This window comes from Streptomyces tendae (genome assembly GCF_014650435.1).
GTDB classification, from domain to species: Bacteria; Actinomycetota; Actinomycetes; order Streptomycetales; family Streptomycetaceae; genus Streptomyces; species Streptomyces tendae.
Genome location: NZ_BMUY01000004.1, coordinates 531,386 through 552,238, shown reverse-complemented (window position 1 = coordinate 552,238; position 20,853 = coordinate 531,386). Strand labels below are relative to the sequence as shown.

The following is a 20,853-nucleotide window of genomic DNA, read 5'->3' as shown; positions in this document are numbered from 1 at the left end:
GGCCGCGCCGTCCGGACCTCAGGGCCGTGCGGGGGCCGGGCCGAGGACCCGGGCGGTGTAGTCGGCGAGCTGGGCGCGCATCCGTTCGCGGGGCACGCCCCGCCGGCCGGCCAGGTGCTCCACCAGGTCGGCCCGGACGGCGGCGAGCAGTGCGTGGGCGGCGAACTCGCCGTCGGCAAGGCCGGGCACCTCCTCCAGCACGGAGCGGAGCAGGGTGTGCCAGCGCTCGTAGTGCTCCGCCCCGTAGGGGCTGTCGTGCCCCGTGGCCTCCAGCGCCAGCGCCAGGCCCCGGTTGTCGAGCTTGAAGCACAGGAGGGCGTCGAGCAGGGCCGTCACGCGGCGCTGCGGCTCGGCTCCGGGGCCCAGCGGCGGCGGTCCCGTCTCGACGGCCCGTCCCACCGGCTCGAGCCGGGCCTCGTACAGCGCCTTGACCAGTCCGACCCGGTCGCCGAAGGCCCGGAAGAGGGTGCCCTTGCCGACGCCGGCGGCCGCCGCGACATCGGCCATGGTGACGTCGTCGGGACTTTCGCAGTCGGTGAAGAGGGCATCGGCGGCAGCGAGGACGGCCGCCCGGTTGCGGGCCGCGTCCTTGCGGGGCTTGCGCTCGGTCACTGGGGTCTCCTCCGGGCAGGGGGGCGGTGCGCGTTGCAAAGCGGACTGTCGGTCCGTATTGTTTGAAGCGGACCGCCGGTCCGCATTCTATGCGACGACCGCGCCGGGAAGGCGCGGTGCAGAGGAGTACACCCATGCCCACCCCCATGTCCCCGTCGGACCTGTTCCGGCACGGCCTGCGTCTGCTGCTGGACAAGGACATCGACGGCTGGGTCGGCCTGTGGGCCGACGACGGCGTCATGGAATTCCCCTTCGCCCCCGAGGGGCGGCCTCGGCGACTGGAGGGGCGGGAGGCCGTCGCCGCCTACATGCGGCACTATCCCGACCACATCGACCTGCACGACTTCCCCGACCTGCGCGTCCACGAGACGACCGACACCCGAACCGTCGTGGTGGAGATGCGGGGCGTGGGCCGGCTGGTGCGGACGGGCGCCCCCTTCGACATGACGTACATCGCCGTGGTGACCGTCGAGGACGGCCGGTTCACGTCCTACCGCGACTACTGGAACCCGCTGGCACTGCTGGAACCCGGCGCCGAATTCGCCGGGAGCGCCCGATGACCGCCATCGGTACGACGCTGGTGATCGGCGCCACCGGCACGACCGGGAGCCGCACCGTCGCCCGGCTGGTCGCCGCCGGGCACCCGGTGAGGGCCGCCGGACGGCGCGCTGCCCCGCTGCCGGGCGCGCAGCCGGTCCGCTTCGACTGGTACGACGCCACCACGCACGAGGCGGCCCTCGGCGGAGCGGACCGCGTCTACCTCGTCCCGCCGGTGGGTGACACGGACCCGGCCGCGGTCATGCTGCCCTTCCTGCGCCTGGCCCGTGCCTCAGGTGTGCACCGTGCCGTACTGCTCAGTTCCTCCGCCGTGCCCGAGGGCGGTCCGGCGGTGGGCCGGGTGCACCGGGAACTGCCGGGCCTGTTCGACCAGTGGGCGGTGCTCCGGCCCTCGTGGTTCATGCAGAACTTCACCGGCGACCACGCCCACGCCACCGGCATCCGCCGGGACGGCGTCTTTTGGACCGCCACCGGAAGCGGTCGGGTGGCCTTCGTCGACGCCGACGACATCGCCGCCGTCGCCGTGCACGCCCTCACCGACGACCACGCCCCGAACACCGATCTGGTCCTCACCGGGCCCGAGCCCCTCACCCACGACGAGGTCGCCGCGGTCCTCACCCGGGTCGGCGGCCGGCCGGTCGTCCACCGGGCCCTGACTCCCGAGGAATTGGGTGCCCACCTCGCGAGCGTGGTACCGCCGGACTTCGCCGTGCTGCTCGCCGACCTGGACCGTGCGATCGCCCAGGGGGCCGAGGACCGCACCACCGACACGGTCGAACATGTCACCGGCCGCCCGCCGCACGGCTTCCGGGAGGTGATGGAACGGGAGTGGGCGGGGCGCTGAGCGTCTGGATCCGGTCAATTGCGGGCGACGGTACGCACGATGCGATTGTGACGGCGGGGTCCGGGCATACGCAGCGAAAGTCGAGAGAGGGGCGCTTCGTGCTCGAACCGGACCCGAAGGTCGTCAGAGAGTTGCTGACGCGGTACGCATCCCTGCGGATCGCTCAGGCGGAGAGGCCGCGGCCCGCGGTGACGCGGGACCTGACGGACGTCAGTTACACACTGTGCGTGATGATGGCGACGACCAGCGTCCACGACGCGGTGGCGAAGGCGGACGCGCTGCTGCTCGCCAAGGGGCGCGCGGCACCGGAGCCGCGTCCGGCGGACGTCGACGGGGAGAGCGGCCTGTCACTGGCCGTGTGACTCCGCGGCCCCCTGGGCCGGGGTGCGGCAGGACGTGCCGGACAGGAGCCCTGGCGAGAACCCGTCGGAAGCTGTCGTTTCCGCCTCTGGGCGATCACTCGCCGGGTTCCTAGCGTGGCTGTGCAGCACCGCACGCCGACCGATCCTGTCTCCCGGAGCCCGCCCCATGACCAAGTTCCTGCTGTCCCTCCACGTCCTGGCGGCGATCGTCGCGGTCGGACCCGTCACCGTCGCGGCCAGCATGTTCCCGGCGGCCGCCCGCCGGGTGCCGGTGCCGGTGCCCGGCGGGGGAGCGGGCGGGGGCCGGGACGGAGGCGGGGCGGACGCCGGGGACGTGCGCACCGTCCGGCTGCTGCACCGCATCTGCCGGGTCTACGCCGGTCTGGGCATCGCGGTGCCGGTCCTCGGCTTCGCCACCGCCGCCTCGATGGGTGTGCTGGGGGACGCGTGGCTGATCACATCCGTCACCCTCACCGCCGTCGCCGCCGGGCTCCTGGCCGCCTTCGTCCTGCCGCGCCAGGAGGAGCTCCTGGGGCAACTGGCCGACGGGCAGCCGGTCGAACGGGCGCGCACGGTCCGGCTGGCCATGTTCACCGGTCTGTTCAACCTGCTGTGGGCCACGGTGACCATTCTCATGATCGTGCGGCCCGGTTCCACGACCGGCGCCTGAGTGCCCGTTCACATCCTGGCGGAATGCGCACCACCACGTGAACGGGCGCCTAGACTGCTCAGTCGCGCCTCCGTGCGGGGGCGGACGACACGAAAGGCACGTTGACGGGTGTTCCAGGATTCCCCCATCTACGACCGACTCGTCGCCGAACGCGGTGACGTCCCCGAGCAGGTGCGGCGGGACGCCGAGCGTGTGAGCAGGGAACTGGAGGTGGTCATGCGTCCGTTGCGCGCCCCCGGGCACCTGCCCGGCGCCGAGCGCCAGCCGTCCCCGGGCGCCGGCTGGCAGCGCACCGCCCTGCTGCCCGGCCCGCGCCCGCACTGACGGGCGCACCCGACCTCACCCGACCGCCGCCGTGTCGGGGCCGCCCGCGTCCACCGGGTCCGCGGCGCCGGGCCGGGCCAGCCACTCAGCGATGGTGCGGGCGATCGGCTGGCCCGTGTCCACCTCGACGAAGCCGAACTGCCCCGACTGGTTGCACTCGAGGAACCACCAGGTGCCGTCGCCGTCCTCGGCGAAGTCGAGGGCGCCGTAGGCCAGTCCGGCGGCGCCGAGGTAGGCGCGGACCTGCTCGGCGACGCGCGGCGGCACCTCGGCCGGCCGCCACGGCTCGGCCGACGGCGTGAAACGGACGTCCACCTCGTCGGGGTCCAGGCTCGACAGTGCCGTCTTCTGGGCGGCCAGCAACTCCTCGCCGACGACGGTCAGCCGGATGTCGGCACGCTTGGCGACCCGGCGTTGCAGCAGCGTCGGGCCGTGCGCGACGGCGGAGAAGTCGGCCTCGGGCGGGACCCGGCTGGTCGGCACCGCCAGGGGCGGGTCCTGCGGATGGGCGCCGGAGACGGGCTTGACCACCAGGTCCGGGTAGCGCTCGGCGAACTCGCGCGCGGCCCGCGGGAACGTCGTGATCAGCGTCGCCGGCACGGGCAGCCCGCACCGCTGGGCCAGGCGCAGCTGCCAGGGCTTGTACCTGGCCCGGTGCGCGGCGTCCGGCTGGTTCATCCAGCGCGCGCCCGAGCCGCGCAGCATGCCGTACAGCGCCTGACCGGCCTCCTCGGTCAGCCATGCGGACGGCTCGGCGGCCCGCGTGGCCGCGCCGCCCGGCCTGCGCACCCAGACGGACCGCAGCCCGCCGATGCTCACCAGACGGCCCCCCGAGGACAGATGGCCCCGGAAGGAGCCGTGCACGAACTCGCCGGACAGCGCGACGGAGTCGGTGAGGTCGGCGGGGTCCAGGCGGACCACCGGCACCCCCGACGCGTTCAGGTGCACCACCACCATGTCGGCGGTGACGTCCTCTTCACTGGTCAGGATCAACACGGTCATGCTCGACGACCCGTGTTCAGTCGTCGAAGTGAGTCTTCGACCCCGCGGTGGAGGTCGTGGTCCCCAGTTCTCTCAGCAGCGCGTGGTCGCAGGCGGCCACCCGCCCGTCGAGGAGCACGTTCAACTGCAGCCCGGAGTCGTAGACGTACGGAGTCGTGGCTTCCAACTCCACTGCGGGCCGTGCGTAGTTGAGCGCGAACGGTTGCATCGTCTCTCCCTAGTCGGTGCTGCGCCGATCAGACGACGGCCCCTGTGCGCCGTCATCTGGTCCGCCGACTTCCTTCGGCTTCCAGAGACTTATACGAATCGAACGGGTGATTGGTTTCCTTACGCTGCGTAATCACCGGGCGGGCCGGTGGTCCGCCGCCGCTCCGCGGGGCCGCGCCGCCCGCCGATCGGGCCGCGCGCGGAGCGCAGCGCCAGCAGCAGCACGCCGATGTCGTCCAGGTAGACCGGGTCGGGCAACAGGTCCGCCGGGAGCACCAGGTAGAGGACGGCGCCCCAGAAGACCCAGCGCGGGCCCGTCGGCAGCCCCGCCCGCCTGAGGTCCCGTCGGGTGCGGACCAGGCGCACCAGCACGGCGAGAGCCGCCGCGAGGACCAACGCCGCGAGCAGCACCGCCACGACGATCACGGTGGTCGTATCCACGGACCCCTCCTTCGGCACGCGACACGCGCCTCCCTACCCGGATGCCCGCTCGCGGCGGCGGCAAGACCCGGGGACGGGGTCTCTCATCCCTGTGGCCCACCGAAGTGGCACGGCGCGGTGGACGTGCCTAGTAATGGCAGCACACAGCGCGAGTCGCATGTCGGGGACGCAGGGCGGCCGCACCCCCACCACACGGAGAGATCATGACCACCGGCTCTTCATCACCCCGCTCGCCCGAGTACGCCATATCCGCCCTGGACCTGCCCACCGGGGAGACGACCACGACCACCGGCACGGCGCGGCCGCCGGGCGCGGAACCCGCGGGCCGGACCTCCGCCGGCCGGCCCGCGCCCGAGCGGGACGCCGACATCTGGGACGTCGACCTCGACGAGGACGACCTCGCCGAACTCGAGCCCGACCCCGACCCCGACCTCCCCGTCTCCGACGCGCCCACCGTCCCGCACACGGAGGCGGACGCCGAGGCCGAGGCCGGGGCCGCCGACGGTGCGGCGCACGCGTACGGCGATCCCGTCGGCGATCTGGTGCGCGCGGCCGTCGCCGACCGACCGCTGGACGAGGTCGTCGACCTGATCACGACCCTGGAGCGGTCACCGCAGTACGCGCAGGCCACGATCGACGCGCTCCGCGCGGTCGGCGTGAACCGGTCCGTCGAGGACGTCACCCGGCTGGTCGGTCTGCTGACCCGGCCGCCGCGCCAGTCGCACAGCGCCGACGAGGCGATCCGGGCCGCGGCGGAGTGCCGCTCCGTGGAGGACGTGACCCGGCTGATGGCGCTGCTGCACCGCACACCCCTGGAACCGCACTGCGGGCAGGAGGCCGTGCGCGCCGCCGCCACCGGACGGCCCGTGGACGAACTGGTCGAACTGATCGGCCGGCTCGCCGAGAGCGGGCACGTAGTCGCGGAGCGGCCCGACGCCCGGCGGTTGCGGGCGGCCCGGGACGCGGCCGACGAGCACGACGGACCCGAGCCCGCCGCCCGGGCGGCGGGCCGCACCGGCGCCGCCGGCGGAGCGGACCGCCGCGGCCGGGAACGCCGCAGGCCGCCACGCCCGTTCCGCCGTGGACGCGACCGCGACGAGTCCCGCGCGCACGACCGCACCCAGTCCCGTGCGGCGCGCCGTGCGGAGTCCGGCGCGGCGCGCGACCGCGACGAGGCACGCGCGGCGCGCGACCGCAGCCGCGACCGCGCGGCACGGCGGGCCGCCCGCGGTCCGGCCTGGCCCGCCTGGCTCGCCGTCGCGGTCCTGGCCGGGTGCGGCGTGGCCTATTTCCCGCTGCACCGCGGCGACGCCTCCGCACAGGCATACGGGGTGGCACTCGGCCTGTCCGCGCTCTGCCTGGTGCTGGCCCTGCTGTTGACCGTGCGGCCGGCCGTACCCCTGCTCGCCGCCGCGGTCGTGGGCCCGGCGGCCCTGGCCGCCGCCAAGCTCTACGGCAGCGCCACCCCCTCGGAGCGGGTGTCCCCGGTCACGGACCTCACGCTGGCACCCGTGTGGATCGCGGTCGCGGTGGCCGTGGCCGCCTCGCTGGTCGCGCTGACGGCGCTGTGCGTGCGCGTGGCCTCGCAGGACTCCGCCCGGCGCCGGCCGGCCCGCCCCGTGGCCGTGTCGAGCCGCACCGCCGCGGACTGACCGCCGGCCACCACCCGCGTCCCGACAGCGCGTGGTCCGCGCCGGAAGGTGAACCGGCGCGGACCACGCGTGCACCGTCAGACGCCCAGCATGCCCGCGGGATGCTCGTGCGCGAGCAGAGCGGTGAGCACCCGGTCGGGAGTGAGCGGCAGTTCCCGGAAGCGGATGCCGGTGGCGTGGTGGACGGCGTTGCCCACGGCCGCCGCCGAGCCCACGATCCCGATCTCGCCGATCCCCTTGCTGCCCATAGGGTTGAGGTGCTCGTCCTCCTCGTCGACCCAGTACGCCTCCAGGTCCGCGACGTCCGCGTGCGCGGGCACGTGGTACGACGCCAGGTCCCGCTCCACGAAGTCGCCGAACACCGGGTCCACCGTGCTGTCCTCGGTCAACGCCATGCCCAAGCCCATGGTCATGCCCCCGATGAACTGGGAGCGGGCCGTACGAGCGTTGAGGATGCGCCCCGCGGCGAAGACACCCAGCAGCCGCGTCACCCGCACCTCACCGGAGACGGTGTCCACCGTCACCTCGGCGAAGTGGGCGCCGAACGCGTGCCGGGCGAAGGGACTTTCCGCGTCCGCCGTCCCGGAGGTGTCGGCCTCGGCCACGACCCCCTCGTCCGGCAGCGGCCCCGAGTGCTCCGCCAGCCGGTCGGCCAGCCGGACGCAGGCTTCGTGGACGGCCGACCCCCAGGACGCGGTGCCCGAGGAACCCCCGGCCATCGGGGCGAAACCGATGCCGCTGTCGGCGACTTCGACCCGCACCCGCTCCAGCGGGGCGCCGAGGGCGTCGGCCGCGACCTGCGCGAGCACCGTCCGGGCACCCGTGCCGATGTCGGTGGCGTTGACCCGCACCAGGAAACCCCCGTCGGGCAGGGCGCGCGCCGAGGCGACACACGGGGAGACCAGCACCGGATAGGTGGCCGAGGCCACCCCGCTGCCGATCAGCAGGGGCCCCGCCGCACGGGACCGCGGCCGGGGATCGCGCCCCTCCCAGCCGAAGCGCCGGGCGCCCTCGCGCAGACACTCCACCAGGTGCCTGCTGCTGAAGGGGCGTCCGCTCTCCGGCTCGCTGCCCGGTTCGTTGCGGATCCTCAGCTCCACCGGGTCGACGCCGAGTTCGGCGGCCAGCTCGTCCATCGCGGACTCCAGGGCGTACATGCCGGGGCACTCGCCGGGGGCGCGCATCCAGGAGGGCGTGGGCACGTCCAGAGCCGCCACGCGGTGGACCGTGCGCAGGGCGGGGGCGGCGTACATGACCCGTGCGGGGACCGCCGCCTGCTCCACGAACTCCTTCACCCGCGAGGTGTGCGTCGTCACCTCGTGCACCAGCGACGTGAGCCGGCCGTGGCCGTCCGCGCCGAGGCGCAACCGGTGCAGGGTCGGCGCGCGGTGCCCGACGACGGCGGGCAGGTAGCGGCGCGGCAGCGCGACGGTCACCCGCCGGCCCGTCTCCCGTGCCGCCATCGCCGCGAGCACCACCTCGGGGCGCGGTGTGCCCTTCGAGCCGAACCCGCCGCCCACGTGCTCGGCGCGCACCGTGATCCGGTCCTCGGGCAGTGCGAACAGGCGCGCCAGCTCCTTCTGCACCGCCGTGGTGCCCTGGCTCGAACACTGCACGGCCAGCCGGTCGCCGTCCCAGTGCGCCGTACTGGCGTGCGGCTCCATCGGGTGGTTGTGCAGCGGCGGCACCCGGTACTCGACGTCCACCCGGGCCGCGGAGTCGGCGAACGCGCCGTCCGGGTCGCCCCGGTCGGTGACGGCCGGAAAGCCTCCGTTGGCCGAGTCGGGTACGTAGGCCCCGGAGTGCGAGGCGGTGAGCGTCACGTCGTGCGGCTCGGTCTCGTAGGTGATCCGGACGGCGGCGGCACCGGCGCGGGCGGCCTCCAGCGTCTCGGCCACCACGACGCCCACGAACCAGCCCCGGTGCGGGACGTGCGGCCCCTGCAGCACGGCCAGCGTCGGGTCGTCCGGGGTGCCGAGCCGGGGCGCGTTCCCGTGGGTGAGCACCGTGAGTACGCCGGGCAGCGCGAGCGCGGCCGCGGTGTCGACGCCGGTCACCCGGCCCCGTACGACCGTCGCGGGTATCGGCCAGGCCTGGGCGCGGCCCGGCGCCGGGTACTCGGCGGCGTACCGGGCGGTGCCGGTGACCTTCTCCCGCCCCTCCCGGCGCTCGACCGGAGCGCCCAGGACGGCATCGGTGGCGGTCATGGAGTCCTCCTCGTGGACGCCTCGGTCGTCAGGTCGTGGCGGGCGGGGCGAGCCGGCCCAGTACGTCCAGGGCCAGCCGCCGGGCCAGCGGCACCTTGTAGGCGTTGTCCCGCAGCGGTTCGGCCGCGGCCAGCTCCAGGTCGACGGCGTGCTCGAACGCCGCCGTCGTGGGCGCCGCGCCGCGCAGCGCGTCCTCGGCCCGCCGCGCCCGCCAGGGGCGGTGCGCCAGCCCGCCGAAGGCGATTCCGGCCCGCTCCACCACCCCGTCCGCGAGGTGCAGTACGACGGCGACGGAGGCCAGCGCGAAGGCGTACGACGCCCGGTCGCGGGCCTTGCGGTACGCCGAGGGCACTCCGGCCGTGGCCGCGGGCAGGACCACGCCGGTGATCAGCTCGCCGGGATGGATCTCGGTGTCCCGCTCCGGATGCAGCCCGGGCAGCCGGTGGAAGTCGGCGGCGGGGACGCTGCGGCCGCCCTCGGGGCCGTGCAGCTCCACCCGGGCGTCGAGGGCGGCAAGCGCCACCGCCATGTCGGAGGGGTGGGTGGCGATGCACTGGTCGGAGTGGCCGAGCACGGCGTGATCGCGGTGTACGCCCTCCAGAGCGCCGCAGCCGCTGCCGGGCTCCCGCTTGTTGCAGGGCTTGGACACGTCCTGGAAGTAGGGGCAGCGGGTGCGCTGCAACAGGTTGCCGCCGGTGGTGGCGGCGTTGCGCAACTGCCCGGAGGCACCGGCCAGCAGTGCCTGGGACAGCGCGGGGTAGCGGTCGCGCACCGCCGGGTGGGCCGCGAGGTCGCTGTTGCGGACCATCGCCCCGGCCCGCAGCGAGCCGTCCGGCAGTTCCTCCACGGTGTCCAGCGGCAGCCGCGTGACGTCGACGAGCGCGGTGGGCGTCTCCACGCCGAGCTTCATCAGGTCGACGAGGTTGGTGCCCCCGCCGAGGTAGCGGGCGCCGGGGTGGGCCGCGAAGGCATCGGTGGCCTCCTCGACGCTGCCCGCGCGAACGTAGGCGAAGGGCTTCACGGGATCACGTCCTCGACCGCGTCGGCGATCCGCGGATAGGCACCGCACCGGCACAGGTTGCCGCTCAGCCGCTCCCGGATCTCGTCGCGGCCCAGGGCGACGGGCTCCCCGGAGGGCGTCGCGGGGTCGGTGACGTGGGAGGGGTGCCCGGCCTCGGCCTCGGCGAGCGCGCCGACCGCGGAGCAGATCTGGCCCGGGGTGCAGTAGCCGCACTGGAAGGCGTCGCGGTCCAGGAAGGCGCGCTGCAACGGGTGCAGTTCCTCGCCGTCCCCGGCGAGACCCTCGACGGTGGTGATCTCACAGCCGTCCAGGGCGACCGCGAACAGCAGGCAGCTGTTGACGCGCCGTCCGTCGACCAGGACCGTGCAGGCGCCGCACTGACCGTGGTCGCAGCCCTTCTTGGCGCCCGCGAGCTCGAGGTCCTCCCGAAGGAGGTCCAGCAGGACGCGGCGGTGATCGACGGTGAGGGTGTGCGGCTTGCCGTTGACCCGCAGCGTGGTCCGGGAACGGGAGGACTCCGGTGGGCGGGAAGCGGGGGCGCTGTCGTGCTGGCTGTCCATGGCGTCGATGACCTTCCGGGACGGGCCGTGCTCCTGTGCGGTCCGCGTATCCACCTCGCGCCGGATGACACGTGAGGGTGCCCTCACCCGGCGGCTGCCCGGCGGCGACCGGCCGTCAGTCGTCGGTCGCCGGGGTCCCGGAGGGATCCGAGGCGTCCCGGGCGGCGGTGTCCGGGCGCGGGGTCCGGCCGGAGCCCCTGAACCGCTCCAGGGTGCGGGTCAGGCCCCGCAGGGGAGAGGCCGACGGCGGCTGGGACGGTGCCGGCCCGTCCGGTGCCGCCGCGGCGGACTCCCGGTACACGGCGAGGGCCTCGGCCGCGCGTTCCGCCGCCTCCCGGTACAGGTCGCGGGACTGGGTCATGGCCTCCAGCGCCTCGGCGTACATCTTCACCAGCTTGCGCTCGCGCTCCAGCTCCTCCTCCAGGGTCAGCAGCCGCCAGTCCTCCCGCAGCGAGGCGAGGGCCGCCACCGCGTCGTCGGGCAGCGGCCTGGGCAGTGCGGCGAAGGACGTCACCGCCGCGATCAGCGCGGTGGGCTCGGAGCCGTCCAGGAAGACGGTGCGGACGGAGAAGTCGGCGGCGGCGTAGTCGGCCGGGGCCGGTGTCCCGGGCAGCACCACGGCGCCGCCGCGCGGCACCTGCACCCCGAAGTCCTCCAGGGCCCAGTTCACCACCCGGTGCTGCTGCGGCGCCGCCCGGTGTTCGACCACCCGGTGCCGCAGACCGGCCGGCAGCCGCTGCGCCAGCGGCACCCGGCCCCGGTGGTCCGGGGTCATCGCCTCGTGCACCACCACGTGGATGTTCCACGGGCTGCGCCCCGCCTCCTTGAGCAGCCGGCGCACGGCCTTGTCGTCGTCCGGCAGGGTGTTGATGCCCCGCAGGCGAAGGCCGGTGGCGGCGTCCCGGTCCCAGGTGACGTCGGGGTCGTCCGGCCAGAACACGGTGGCGGGGGAGGGCCAGGAGAGGTCCCATGCCTCCTCGGCCTCCGCGAGCAGCGTCCAGTCCTGCCCGCCCGCCGAGCCGGGCTCCAGGATCAGCCGGGCCCGCACGGTGACGGCGCCGGGGGCCTTCCAGCGTGCCTCGAAGATCCGCGGTCCCGGCGTGACCGCGGGCCCGGAGTCCTCCGTCGGCTCGTCGGGCGGCTCCAGGAAGTCGTCGACGACGTGGTCGGCCTTGAGCCGCTGCAGCCGGTGCCGGACGGTGTCCTCGGCCGCTGAGCCGACGTGGCGGCCGCGAGCGGCCCACAGGGTGGGCGGGTGCGTGGGGCGGGCGGTGGGAGAGGTCGGCATGGGTCCATCGGGCAGCAGGGGCACGGACGTAGGCAAGTATCGTCGCCGCAGGTCAACCGAGAGCACCGGGGGTCCGCCGACCGGGCGTGCCGCGGTGCGGCGCACGGTGCGGACGGCCGGGGCACGGGTGCCTCGTGAGCGAGGGTGGGCAGGAGCAACCCGACCGACCGTACGGCACGACAAGGAGCGACCTGATGAACCTCGACCTCGGCGGACGCACCGCACTGGTGACGGGCTCCTCGCAGGGCATCGGCGCGGCGATCGCCGCCGCACTGGCGCGGGCCGGCGCCACCGTGGGCGTCAACGGGCGCGACGCTGGCCGCCTGGCGGAGAGCATCGAGAAGCTGCGGGCCGAGGTGCCCGACGGCACGTTCGTGCCGGTCGCGGCCGACCTCGGCACCGAGGAGGGCGCCGAGCAGGCCCTGGAGGCGCTGCCCGACGTGGACGTCCTCGTGAACAACCTCGGCGTCTTCGGCGCCGCGCCCGCGCTGGAGATCAGCGACGCCGAGTGGCGCCGTTACTTCGAGATCAACGTCCTCGCGGGCGTCAGGCTGACGCGCGCCCATCTCCCCCGGATGAGGGACCGCGGCTGGGGCCGGGTGCTGTACATCGCGAGTGACTCGGCCGTCGTGATCCCGGCCGAGATGATCCACTACGGAGTCTCCAAGACTGCCCTGCTCGGAGTCGGCCGCGGCTTCGCCAAGGAGGCCGCGGGCAGCGGCGTCACGGTGAACTGCGTCATCGCGGGGCCCACCCACACCGAGGGCGTCGAGGACTTCGTGTACCAACTGGTCGACCGCGACCTGCCCTGGGACGAGGCACAGCGCGTCTTCATGCGCGAACACCGCCCGCAGTCCCTGCTCCAGCGGCTCATCGAGCCGGAGGAGATCGCCAACCTGGTGGTGTACCTCAGCTCCCCGCTCGCCTCGGCCACCACCGGCGCGGCCGTCCGGGTCGACGGCGGATACGTCGACTCGATCCTGCCGTAGCGTCACCGTCCTCCCTCGTCCGCGTCACCGTCCTCCCTCGTCCGCGTCCTCGCCCTCGGCCGCGCGGCGCCGGTCCGCCTCGTTCCAGGCCCGGGTGTCGCGCGGTTCGACGTACGGCTCCTCCTCGGGCGGGTGGCCGCCGTCGATGACCCGTTGCCGGGCCAGCTCGGCGTCGAACTCCAGGCCGAGGAGGATGGCCAGGTTCGTCACCCAGAGCCACACGAGGAAGATGATGACGCCGGCCAGGGTGCCGTACGTCTTGTTGTACGAGCCGAAATTGGCCACGTAGAAGGCGAACCCCGCGGAGGCCAGCAGCCAGATCAGCAGCGCGACCAGGCTGCCGGGGGAGACCCACTTGAAGCCCTTGACCCGGGCGTTCGGCGCGGCCCAGTACAGGATCGCGATCATGAAGGTGACGAGCAGGACCAGCACCGGCCACTTGGCGATCGACCAGACGGTCAGCGCGGTGTCGCCGACCCCGAGCGCGGTGCCCGCCTGCCGGGCCAGGCTTCCGGTGAACACCACGATGAGCGCGCTGACCACCGCGAGCACCAGCAGCACCACCGTCAGGGCCACCCGCAGCGGCAGCACCTTCCAGACGGGGCGCCCCTCGGGGACGTCGTAGACCGCGTTGGCGGCGCGGATGAACGCGGCCACGTAGCCGGACGCCGACCAGACGGCGCCCACCAGACCGACCACCGCCAGCACGGAGCCCAGGCCCGCCTTGGCCTGCAGTTGCTCCACGGCGTTCGTGATCACGTCCCGCGCCGAACCCGGCGCGAGCTTCTGCACGTTGTCCAGGACCTCCTGGGTGGCGGACTCCCCGGCGATGCCGAGCAGCGAGACCAGCACCAGCAGGGCCGGGAACAGCGACAGGATGCCGTAGTAGGTGAGGGCCGCGGCCCGGTCGGTCAGCTCGTCGTCCTTGAACTCGGCGATCACGCGCCGCGTCAGCGCGGACCACGAGCGCCCGGGCAGTTCGGTGGGGGAGTCGGGCGCGGCGTCCTCGGTGGCGGCGTCGGGACCGTAGTCCGCGTCCGCCCGCTCGTCGGCCGGCGCGTCCTTCGCGTGCTTCCCGCTGTGGGGGGGTGGAGTCGGGCCATGTCCTGCGGGTTGCCCGTCTCCGCGAGCGCACGCACCTCACCGGCCCGGAGCGGGCCGAACACCGCAGTATGCCCGAGCGCGCGCACGTTCCTCTGGAAAATGCCAAAGCGCTCACCGGATGCGTGCACTTTCCGTAGTGTCGTCGTCACGTTCGCGGTACTGCCGTGCAGGGGAGGGGATCCGGCGTGCCCGGAATAGACGAGAGTCTGCTGGAAGCCATGCGACTGCCGGGCGCGCGCGGCGCGTCCCTGGTCGACTGGATCAGCGGGCTCGCTCTCGGCGCCGTCGGCGAGGCGCCCGGCGGCGACTGGGAGGCGACGGCCGCGGAGACGGCGGAGCTGGGACGGCACGTCGCGGAGAGCGGCTCACTGGCGGCGGGCGGCACGGCGGCCGGCACGGTCGAGCCCGGGAAGGAACCCCCGGTGGAGGACCTGATCGCCACCACCGGCGACGCCTACCACCTGCTCAGGTTCGTCAGCACCCCGTTCGACAGCACCGTCTTCCTCCACCTGTGGCTGGACCGCAACGACGGGAACCTCGCCCTGGCCCGCATCCGGCTGGCCGAGTTGGCGGACCGGCTGGTGCTCGGATGACCCGGGTGACGACCACCTGGACCACGCGGGGGACCACGTCGGACGCGCTCGGTGCCCTCGCGGCAGAGGGGGCGACCGGCGCCCTGTCCGGCGAGCGGGGCATCGTCTACCTCTCGGCGGGCCGTGTCGTGCACGTGGAGTCGGCCTTCACGCCCGACCTCGGCGCGCTGCTCACCCACAGCGGCGCCGTCCCGCCGGACGGCTGGTGGGACGCGGTCGACCGGGGCGGCACCGAGCACCGGGTCGGCCACCGGCTCGTGGACAGCGGACGGCTCGCCGCGGGCGCGCTGGAGGTCTGCCACCTGGGCGCGCTGTTCGACGCCGCCTACTTCGTCCTCGCCCACGACACGCGGGCGCGGCGCTTCCGGCCCGGCGCGGTGCACTGGCTCGGCCCGGTCCGTGCCGTCCCGGTGGACGTCGTCGTCCGCGAGTCCGGACGCCGACGCGACCTGCTGGACCGGATCTGGCCCGACCCCGCCGTCGACACCCTCCCCCTGGCCCGGGTGCCGGGCGCCGGCACCGCCGAGCTGCCCGGGCGGCGCGGACGCACCCTGGCCCAGGTCGACGGCGTACGCACCGCCGCGGAGATCGCGTCGGCGCTCGCCTGCCGCACCTACCACACCCTGGTCGAGCTGCGGCGCCTGGCCGCCGACGGCCTCGTCCGTGCCGCGCCACCCGCCGCCCCGCCCCTTCCCGCCGGCCCGGAACCGCGGGCGGTCGTGTGGGACGACCCCGACACGGCCCTGCTGCGACGGCTTCGAGACGCCTTGGAGGCCCTGTGATCCGCGCGCGCCGCCGGCGCGACGAAAGGAGACTGCTCATGGCCGTCGAGAGCGACGTCCTGGACGAACTGCACCGACTGCGCAACCGCGTGCCCCAGCTGACCGGCTCGCTCGCGGCCACCGTGGACGGACTCGTCCTCGCCCACGACGCGCCGGGCACCGAGCCCGAGGGCCTCGCCGCGCTCACCGCGGCCGCCCTCGGCGTCGCGCACCGCATGGCCGAGGCCACCGCGCGCGGCGGCTTCCGCGAGCTGCTCCTGCGCGGGGCCGACGGCTACGTCGCCACGTACGCCGCCGGTCCGGCCGCCGTGCTCACCCTGCTCGCCGACGGCCGGGTCAACGTGGGCCGGCTGCACCTGGAGGGGCGGCGCAGCGGTGCGCGGATCGGGGAGCTGGTCGCCGCCGGCCTCGGGCCGGAGCGCGGCCGGGCCCCGGCCGCCGAGCACGGTGCGACGCTCCCCGCCCAGCCGGACCGCCCCATCGGCACCCTGCCGGTGCGCACTCCGCAGCGGCCCGCACACCAGCCCACTCCTCAGGCCGGCGGCCACCACCGGCCCACCTGATCCACCACCAGCCACACCGATCACGTCCGGAAAGGAAACCACCATGGCCAACCTGGAGACCTCACTCAAGGAGTGCCTCGGCTCCATCGACGGAGCGACCGCCGTCGCCCTGGTCGACTACACCAGCGGAATGGCGCTCGGCACCCTGGGCGGCGGCAAGGACTTCAACCTGGAGGTCGCCGCCGCGGGCAACACCGACGTGGTGCGGTCCAAACTGCGCACGATGGAGCACCTCGGTCTGAAGGACGAGATCGAGGACATCCTGATCACCCTGAACACCCAGTACCACCTGATCCGCCTGCTCAAGGGCCGCGGCGGCAACGGGCTGTTCCTCTACCTGGTGCTGGACTCGAGCCGCGCCAACCTGGCCATGGCCCGCCACCTGCTGCGCCGTATCGAGGCCGATCTGGAGGTCTGAGCCCGGCGACCCGTTCGCCCCGCGTGCAGCTCACGGACCCCGCGCACACGTCGGGCGCCGGTGCCCCGCCAGGAGGCCACCGGCGCCCGACGTCCCGGCTCAGGCGCCGCTCTCGCGGAGCATGTCCTCACGCTCGACGTACTTCACGCGCTCACGACCCTGCGGCTCGCCCTGCGCCTTCTCCGCGGCGTCGAGCCTGTACCAGCCGTCCCAGGTGGTGAAGCGGACGTTCCGCTCGGCCAGGAACGCGTCCACGGCCTCGGGAGCGGGCGAGGAGGGCGTCTGCAGACGGCCGTTCGCGTAGTCGTCCAGCAGGTTCGACACCGTCTCGTTGGCGTCGCCCTTGGTGTGTCCGATCAGACCGATCGGGCCGCGCCGGATCCAGCCGGTGACGTACGTCGACTGCAGGTGCTCGCCGGACTCCTGGACGACCCGGCCGCCCACGTCCGGGACCGTGCCCGTCTCGAGGTCCCAGGGCAGCTTGGGCAGCTGGTCCGAGAGGTAGCCGACGGCCCGGTAGACCGCCTGGACGTCCCAGTCCTTGAACTCGCCGGTGCCCTTGACGTTGCCCGTGCCGTCCAGCTCCGTGCGCTCGGTGCGCAGGCCGGTCACCTTGCCGTCCTCGCCGAGGATCTCCGCGGGCGACTCGAAGAAGTGCAGGAACAGCTTGTGCGGCCGGTCGCCGACGTCCCGGATCGCCCAGTTCTCCAGCGTCTTGGCGACCATGTCGGCCTGCTTGTTGCCGCGCCGGGTCGCGATCGAGCCCTCGTCGTAGTCGATGTCCTCGGGGTCGACGATGACCTCGATGTTGGGGGAGTGGTCCAGCTCCCGCAGCTCCATCGGGCTGAACTTCGCCTGCGCCGGGCCGCGACGTCCGAAGACGTGGACCTCCAGCGCCTTGTTGGCCTTCAGTCCCTCGTACACGTTCGGCGGGATCTCGGTCGGCAGCAGCTCGTCCGCGGTCTTGGCGAGGACGCGGGCGATGTCCAGGGCGACGTTGCCGACTCCGAGGACGGCGACCTTCTCCGCCTCCAGCGGCCAGGTGCGCGGGAAGTCGGGATGGCCGTCGTACCAGGCGACGAAGTCGGCCGCGCCGTACGAGCCGTCGAGGTCGATGCCGGGGAGGGACAGGGCCCGGTCCGCCGTGGCGCCGGTGGCGAAGATCACACCGTCGTAGAAGGCGCGCAGATCGTCCAGGCTGACGTCGGTGGGGTAGTTCACGTTGCCGAAGAGGCGGATCTGCGGCTTGTCGAGCACCTGGTGGAGGGCCGTGATGATGCCCTTGATCCGCGGGTGGTCGGGCGCGACGCCGTAGCGGATGAGTCCGAACGGGGCGGGCATGCGCTCGAAGATGTCGATGGAAACACCGGGGTCGGCGGCCACTTCGGACTTGAGCAGGGCGTCGGCCGCGTAGATTCCGGCCGGGCCGGATCCGACGATGGCTACCCGCAGAGGGCGGGGCATGTTCAGGTTCCCTTCGAGCGGTGACAGATCGACTCTCCGGGAAGCCTAAGCTAAGGCAAGCCTAAGTCGGTACGCGGGTCCGGTCTATGAGGTCATAAGGGCGCCTTATGGGATCTCATGGTTCAGGTTTGGGGGCCGGTCCACGGTACGGACGGGCGGCGCGGGTTTGAAGCCCCGGTCACGGGTGACGCAGGCGGAGGGACCGGTGGCGCGTCCCTTGCCGCCTCACGAGGGGAGCCCGTGTGCAGCCTCCGGACGACAGCCTGGACCCCAACCGGTGGCGGGCCCTGTGGGTGACCCTGGTCGCCGGATTCATGACCCTGCTCGACGTGACGATCGTCGCCGTGGCCCTGCCCTCCATGCAGCAGGGACTGCACACCTCGCCGGCGTCCGTGCAGTGGGTCGTCTCCGGCTACGCGCTCGCGTTCGCCCTGACCCTGGTCACCGCGGGCCGGATCGGCGACGCGTTCGGCAGGCGCCGCGTCTTCCTCGCCGCCCTGGCCGCCTTCGTGCTGTGCAGCGCCGCGGCGGGGGCCGCGCCCGGCATCGAACTGCTGGTGGCCGCCCGGCTCGCCCAGGGAGTCGCCGCGGGCAGCATCGCGCCGCAGAACTCGGCACTGATCCAGCAGCTGTTCCACGGCGCCGAACGCGGGCGCGCCTTCGGGCTGTTCGGCGCCACCGTCGGGGTGTCGAGCGCCGTGGGACCGGTCGTCGGCGGCCTGATCCTGGCCCTGGCCGGACCCGAGGGCTGGCGGTGGATCTTCTACGTGAACGTGCCGGTCGGCGTGCTCGCCCTGCTCCTCGGCTTCCGCCTGCTGCCCCGGGTGGCGCCCGGCGGCCGGGGACGGCTCGACCCCGTCGGCGTGGCGCTCCTCGGCGCGGGCATCCTGGCGCTGATGCTGCCACTGGTCCTCGCCGAGGGCGGCGGCCTGACCAAGGTGTGGTGGCTGTTCCCGGCGGGGGCACTGGTCCTCGTCGCCTTCGCGCGCTGGGAGCGCCGGGTCGCCCGGCGGGGCGGTCAGCCGCTCCTGGAGCCGGGGCTGCTCACCCAGACCCGCGGCTACGCCACCGGCGCCGGCCTGGCCGCCCTGTACTTCGTGGGGTTCAGCGGGGTGTGGCTCGTCTTCGCGCTCTTCTTCCAGAACGGCCTGGGCTACTCACCGCTCATGTCCGGCCTGGCGGTGACGCCGTTCGCCGTGGGCTCGGCCGTCGCCGCCGCCGTGGCGGGCCGGCTGGTGGAACGGCTGGGGCGGCTGCTGACCGTGTGGGGACTGGTCGCCGTCATGGTGGGGCTGGGCACCACCGCGCTGCTGCTCTGGCTCGCGCCCTCCGGCTCGGCCGTCTGGCTCGCCGCCCCGGCGCTGCTGCTCGGCGGGCTCGGCAGCGGCTGTGTGATCTCCCCGAACATCACCATGACGCTCCGCGACGTGCCGGTGCGGATGGCGGGCGCCGCCGGGGGCGCCCTGCAGACGGGCCAGCGGCTGGGCGGCGCCGTGGGCACCGCCGCCCTGCCGGGGCTCTTCTACCTGACGCTGAACTCCACCCACGACGACTACCACGAGGCCGTCGGGCTGTCGGTGGGCACCGGCGTCGCCGCCATGCTGTGCGCGCTGACCGTCGCGGTCCGCGACTGGCACCGGGACCGCCCCGGCAACGGCCGCGGCTGCCCGCCGGAGACGTCCCACAGCCACACCCACGCCGGTCAGAACTGACCGCCCCGCCGCAGGCTCCCGGGGGCGGAAGCGCTCAACGGCGCTTGCCGAACCTGCGCAGCATCTCCTGGGCCTGTGCGCGGCGGCGCGGGTCCGAGGCGGCCCTGCGCACCTGCTCGGTCGCCCGGCGCCCCTGCGGGCTGCGCGCGAACCGCTTGATCCGGTCCAGTACTCCGGCCATGACGTTCCTCCGAGTCGACGACGGACCTGCCTTGCCGTGCTCGTACCCGGCGTCGGGCCCGGCACCCCTGTCCGCGGTCCGCGCGTTTGGGCCCGCCGCACGGGGGACCCGCCGGGCAGGACATCGCAACCGAACGCCGAGAGGTGAACCACTGTGGCCGGCAACGAGAAGTCCAGGGCCAAGACGGAGCAGGCCAAGGGGAAGGCCAAGGAAGCGGCAGGCCGGGCCGTCGGCAACGAGAGGATGACGGCCGAGGGCCGCGCCGAGCGGTCCAAGGGCGACGCCCGGCAGGCCAAGGAGAAGGGCAAGGACGCGTTCCGGCACTGACACGGAACACGCAACCGGCGGCACACGGGCCGCGGAACCCGGCGTACGGCCGGTTCCGCGGCCCGTGTGTCCCGTAGAGGGCGAAGGCCCGGTCCCGCGGTCAGCCGATGTGGTAGGCGTCCCCGTACACGTGCCAGTCCAGCGGCGGCTCGAGGTCTAGGTTGCCCGCGTTCAGGAAGACGCGCTGCGCCGTGTCGACCCGGCTGGTGTCGCTGTGCGCCTCCTCCTGCTTCATGGCCCACACCCGCTCGTCCAGGAAGGCGTGCAGGTAGGCGACCTCGTCGCCGCCCCGGGCCGGCGGGCGGGCCCGGCCGAGGGCGCGCTCGCGGATGCTGCCGAAGCCGAGGTCGCCGCCGTCGCCGTGCATCACCATCGCGTCGTAGTACGCGAACTGCCCCAGCGTCCGCAGCCCGTCCTCCTTGCCGCGCCGTACGGCCGGGTCGAAGTACACGCGGTCGCGCTCGTCGTCCTGCGCCCGGCGGAACTCCGGGTCCGCGTCGGCGGCCCCGCGCCAGTCGTCCGGGAAGCCGGGGTCGAGGCCCTCGTGCGAGTCGGAGCCGTCGACCCGGCGCAGCGCGGGCAGATAGGGCGCGAGGACGTTTCCGGGACTGCGCTCGGCGTACAGCTCCACCAGGTCGAGCATGTCGCCGGTGCCGGAGCAGAAGCCGATGATGCCGGCGGTGTAGCCGCGGCCGTCACCGATGTCCTCGATGTACCGGTACTGCGCCTTCCAGTCGAGCGAGGAGTTCTCCGCGCTCGACACGAGCTGCATGGCGATCTCCTTCTTCGCCGGGTCGTCGAGTCCCGTCGCGCGCGCGGACGCCGCCGCGGCGCGCGAGGGGGTGAGCAGGGGGACTGTCGCCAGGGACGCGCATGCCATGGCGAGCACGGTACGGCGCGAGGGGCCTGCGGGGCGCGCCGGGTGGGGGAAGGGGTGCCTCACGGGATCTCCAGGGGGGTGGGGGATGGGAG

25 protein-coding genes are annotated in these 20,853 nt (G+C 74.1%); 13 read left to right on the top strand and 12 right to left on the bottom strand.

Annotated elements, in window-relative coordinates:
• Positions 1-18: 18 nt before the first annotated feature.
• A complete protein-coding gene (locus IE258_RS14570; RefSeq protein ID WP_189743481.1) occupies positions 19-612 on the bottom strand; it encodes a TetR family transcriptional regulator in 594 nt (197 codons plus the stop codon).
• A gap of 134 nt (positions 613-746) precedes the next feature.
• Between IE258_RS14570 and IE258_RS14565 the strand changes: the two genes are divergently transcribed.
• The 5 genes from IE258_RS14565 to IE258_RS14545 all read left to right on the top strand — a co-directional run bounded on the left by IE258_RS14565 (position 747) and on the right by IE258_RS14545 (position 3,370).
• Complete coding sequence (locus IE258_RS14565; protein WP_189743479.1) at positions 747-1,172, top strand: nuclear transport factor 2 family protein; 426 nt, start codon at positions 747-749, stop codon at positions 1,170-1,172.
• Positions 1,169-2,014 (top strand): NAD(P)H-binding protein, encoded by an 846-nt coding sequence (locus IE258_RS14560; RefSeq protein ID WP_189743477.1) that lies wholly within the window; start codon positions 1,169-1,171, stop codon positions 2,012-2,014. The genes IE258_RS14565 and IE258_RS14560 overlap by 4 nt, the downstream gene beginning before the upstream one ends.
• A gap of 98 nt (positions 2,015-2,112) precedes the next feature.
• Positions 2,113-2,376, top strand: coding sequence for a DUF5133 domain-containing protein (locus IE258_RS14555; protein ID WP_189743475.1), 264 nt, complete (start codon positions 2,113-2,115; stop codon positions 2,374-2,376).
• Between the two features lie 166 nt (positions 2,377-2,542).
• Positions 2,543-3,046 carry a hypothetical protein gene (locus IE258_RS14550; protein ID WP_189743473.1) on the top strand — a complete coding sequence of 168 codons (504 nt, stop codon included), beginning with the start codon at positions 2,543-2,545 and terminating at the stop codon, positions 3,044-3,046.
• A gap of 108 nt (positions 3,047-3,154) precedes the next feature.
• Entirely contained in the window at positions 3,155-3,370 is a 216-nt protein-coding gene (locus tag IE258_RS14545; RefSeq protein WP_003978167.1) for a hypothetical protein, read from the top strand.
• 15 nt (positions 3,371-3,385) lie between these two features.
• Here the strand turns inward: IE258_RS14545 and tgmB are convergent, their stop codons facing one another.
• The 3 genes from tgmB to IE258_RS14530 form a co-directional block, all read right to left on the bottom strand.
• Positions 3,386-4,372 (bottom strand): ATP-grasp ribosomal peptide maturase, encoded by a 987-nt coding sequence (gene tgmB, locus IE258_RS14540; protein WP_189743471.1) that lies wholly within the window; start codon positions 4,370-4,372, stop codon positions 3,386-3,388.
• A gap of 16 nt (positions 4,373-4,388) precedes the next feature.
• Complete coding sequence (gene tgmA, locus IE258_RS14535) at positions 4,389-4,580, bottom strand: putative ATP-grasp-modified RiPP (protein WP_003978169.1); 192 nt, start codon at positions 4,578-4,580, stop codon at positions 4,389-4,391.
• Between the two features lie 119 nt (positions 4,581-4,699).
• Positions 4,700-5,020: a DUF1232 domain-containing protein gene (locus IE258_RS14530; protein ID WP_189743469.1), complete on the bottom strand. Its 321-nt coding sequence runs from the start codon at positions 5,018-5,020 to the stop codon at positions 4,700-4,702.
• Positions 5,021-5,223: 203 nt separating this feature from the next.
• Here IE258_RS14530 and IE258_RS14525 point away from each other — a divergent pair, with 203 nt between their 5' ends.
• The gene (locus IE258_RS14525) at positions 5,224-6,672 is read left to right on the top strand and encodes a hypothetical protein (protein WP_189743467.1); all 1,449 of its coding nucleotides are present in this window, start codon (positions 5,224-5,226) and stop codon (positions 6,670-6,672) included.
• 77 nt (positions 6,673-6,749) lie between these two features.
• Here the strand turns inward: IE258_RS14525 and IE258_RS14520 are convergent, their stop codons facing one another.
• From IE258_RS14520 to IE258_RS14505, 4 genes are all read right to left on the bottom strand, one after another.
• The gene (locus tag IE258_RS14520; RefSeq protein ID WP_189743465.1) at positions 6,750-8,879 is read right to left on the bottom strand and encodes a xanthine dehydrogenase family protein molybdopterin-binding subunit; all 2,130 of its coding nucleotides are present in this window, start codon (positions 8,877-8,879) and stop codon (positions 6,750-6,752) included.
• A 28-nt stretch (positions 8,880-8,907) separates the two neighbouring features.
• A complete protein-coding gene (locus IE258_RS14515) occupies positions 8,908-9,900 on the bottom strand; it encodes an FAD binding domain-containing protein (protein ID WP_189743463.1) in 993 nt (330 codons plus the stop codon).
• Complete coding sequence (locus tag IE258_RS14510; RefSeq protein ID WP_159323857.1) at positions 9,897-10,460, bottom strand: 2Fe-2S iron-sulfur cluster-binding protein; 564 nt, start codon at positions 10,458-10,460, stop codon at positions 9,897-9,899. The genes IE258_RS14515 and IE258_RS14510 overlap by 4 nt, the downstream gene beginning before the upstream one ends.
• Before the next feature lie 115 nt (positions 10,461-10,575).
• A complete protein-coding gene (locus IE258_RS14505; RefSeq protein ID WP_189743461.1) occupies positions 10,576-11,748 on the bottom strand; it encodes a hypothetical protein in 1,173 nt (390 codons plus the stop codon).
• Positions 11,749-11,942: 194 nt separating this feature from the next.
• Here IE258_RS14505 and IE258_RS14500 point away from each other — a divergent pair, with 194 nt between their 5' ends.
• Complete coding sequence (locus IE258_RS14500) at positions 11,943-12,737, top strand: SDR family NAD(P)-dependent oxidoreductase (protein WP_189743459.1); 795 nt, start codon at positions 11,943-11,945, stop codon at positions 12,735-12,737.
• Positions 12,738-12,761: 24 nt separating this feature from the next.
• Here IE258_RS14500 and IE258_RS14495 read toward each other — a convergent pair whose 3' ends face one another.
• The gene (locus tag IE258_RS14495; RefSeq protein ID WP_229892111.1) at positions 12,762-13,715 is read right to left on the bottom strand and encodes a YihY/virulence factor BrkB family protein; all 954 of its coding nucleotides are present in this window, start codon (positions 13,713-13,715) and stop codon (positions 12,762-12,764) included.
• A 311-nt stretch (positions 13,716-14,026) separates the two neighbouring features.
• Between IE258_RS14495 and IE258_RS14490 the strand changes: the two genes are divergently transcribed.
• From IE258_RS14490 to IE258_RS14475, 4 genes are read left to right on the top strand one after another with little or no spacing between them, the layout of a single operon-like run.
• Positions 14,027-14,434, top strand: coding sequence for a hypothetical protein (locus IE258_RS14490; protein ID WP_189743457.1), 408 nt, complete (start codon positions 14,027-14,029; stop codon positions 14,432-14,434).
• The gene (locus IE258_RS14485; RefSeq protein WP_189743455.1) at positions 14,431-15,216 is read left to right on the top strand and encodes a hypothetical protein; all 786 of its coding nucleotides are present in this window, start codon (positions 14,431-14,433) and stop codon (positions 15,214-15,216) included. Before IE258_RS14490 ends, IE258_RS14485 begins: the two co-directional genes overlap by 4 nt.
• 38 nt (positions 15,217-15,254) lie before the next feature.
• Entirely contained in the window at positions 15,255-15,779 is a 525-nt protein-coding gene (locus IE258_RS14480) for a roadblock/LC7 domain-containing protein (protein WP_189743453.1), read from the top strand.
• Between the two features lie 43 nt (positions 15,780-15,822).
• A complete protein-coding gene (locus IE258_RS14475) occupies positions 15,823-16,197 on the top strand; it encodes a roadblock/LC7 domain-containing protein (RefSeq protein WP_189743451.1) in 375 nt (124 codons plus the stop codon).
• Between the two features lie 99 nt (positions 16,198-16,296).
• Here IE258_RS14475 and IE258_RS14470 read toward each other — a convergent pair whose 3' ends face one another.
• On the bottom strand, positions 16,297-17,661 hold the full coding sequence (locus tag IE258_RS14470) for an FAD-dependent oxidoreductase (protein WP_189743449.1): 1,365 nt from the start codon (positions 17,659-17,661) through the stop codon (positions 16,297-16,299).
• A gap of 242 nt (positions 17,662-17,903) precedes the next feature.
• Here IE258_RS14470 and IE258_RS14465 point away from each other — a divergent pair, with 242 nt between their 5' ends.
• Positions 17,904-19,373, top strand: a complete 1,470-nt coding sequence (locus IE258_RS14465) for an MFS transporter (RefSeq protein WP_189743447.1) — start codon at positions 17,904-17,906, stop codon at positions 19,371-19,373.
• A gap of 34 nt (positions 19,374-19,407) precedes the next feature.
• Here IE258_RS14465 and IE258_RS14460 read toward each other — a convergent pair whose 3' ends face one another.
• Positions 19,408-19,554 (bottom strand): hypothetical protein, encoded by a 147-nt coding sequence (locus IE258_RS14460; protein WP_104633223.1) that lies wholly within the window; start codon positions 19,552-19,554, stop codon positions 19,408-19,410.
• 153 nt (positions 19,555-19,707) lie between these two features.
• On the opposite strand from IE258_RS14460, the gene IE258_RS14455 reads away from it, so the two are divergent.
• Positions 19,708-19,881 (top strand): CsbD family protein, encoded by a 174-nt coding sequence (locus tag IE258_RS14455; RefSeq protein ID WP_159323847.1) that lies wholly within the window; start codon positions 19,708-19,710, stop codon positions 19,879-19,881.
• 100 nt (positions 19,882-19,981) lie between these two features.
• Here IE258_RS14455 and csnA read toward each other — a convergent pair whose 3' ends face one another.
• Positions 19,982-20,824 (bottom strand): chitosanase CsnA, encoded by an 843-nt coding sequence (gene csnA, locus IE258_RS14450; protein WP_189743445.1) that lies wholly within the window; start codon positions 20,822-20,824, stop codon positions 19,982-19,984.
• Between the last annotated feature and the right edge of the window lie 29 nt (positions 20,825-20,853).

Excerpts from the sequence above, each read along its gene's own strand:
- IE258_RS14565 (WP_189743479.1), top strand. The coding sequence starts at position 747 with ATGCCCACCCCCATGTCCCCGTCGGACCTGTTCCGGCACGGCCTGCGT.
- IE258_RS14560 (WP_189743477.1), top strand. The coding sequence starts at position 1,169 with ATGACCGCCATCGGTACGACGCTGGTGATCGGCGCCACCGGCACGACC.
- IE258_RS14550 (WP_189743473.1), top strand. The coding sequence starts at position 2,543 with ATGACCAAGTTCCTGCTGTCCCTCCACGTCCTGGCGGCGATCGTCGCG.
- tgmB (WP_189743471.1), bottom strand. The coding sequence starts at position 4,372 with ATGACCGTGTTGATCCTGACCAGTGAAGAGGACGTCACCGCCGACATG.
- tgmA (WP_003978169.1), bottom strand. The coding sequence starts at position 4,580 with ATGCAACCGTTCGCGCTCAACTACGCACGGCCCGCAGTGGAGTTGGAA.
- IE258_RS14525 (WP_189743467.1), top strand. The coding sequence starts at position 5,224 with ATGACCACCGGCTCTTCATCACCCCGCTCGCCCGAGTACGCCATATCC.
- IE258_RS14520 (WP_189743465.1), bottom strand. The coding sequence starts at position 8,879 with ATGACCGCCACCGATGCCGTCCTGGGCGCTCCGGTCGAGCGCCGGGAG.
- IE258_RS14510 (WP_159323857.1), bottom strand. The coding sequence starts at position 10,460 with ATGGACAGCCAGCACGACAGCGCCCCCGCTTCCCGCCCACCGGAGTCC.
- IE258_RS14505 (WP_189743461.1), bottom strand. The coding sequence starts at position 11,748 with ATGCCGACCTCTCCCACCGCCCGCCCCACGCACCCGCCCACCCTGTGG.
- IE258_RS14500 (WP_189743459.1), top strand. The coding sequence starts at position 11,943 with ATGAACCTCGACCTCGGCGGACGCACCGCACTGGTGACGGGCTCCTCG.
- IE258_RS14485 (WP_189743455.1), top strand. The coding sequence starts at position 14,431 with ATGACCCGGGTGACGACCACCTGGACCACGCGGGGGACCACGTCGGAC.
- IE258_RS14480 (WP_189743453.1), top strand. The coding sequence starts at position 15,255 with ATGGCCGTCGAGAGCGACGTCCTGGACGAACTGCACCGACTGCGCAAC.
- IE258_RS14475 (WP_189743451.1), top strand. The coding sequence starts at position 15,823 with ATGGCCAACCTGGAGACCTCACTCAAGGAGTGCCTCGGCTCCATCGAC.
- IE258_RS14470 (WP_189743449.1), bottom strand. The coding sequence starts at position 17,661 with ATGCCCCGCCCTCTGCGGGTAGCCATCGTCGGATCCGGCCCGGCCGGA.
- IE258_RS14460 (WP_104633223.1), bottom strand. The coding sequence starts at position 19,554 with ATGGCCGGAGTACTGGACCGGATCAAGCGGTTCGCGCGCAGCCCGCAG.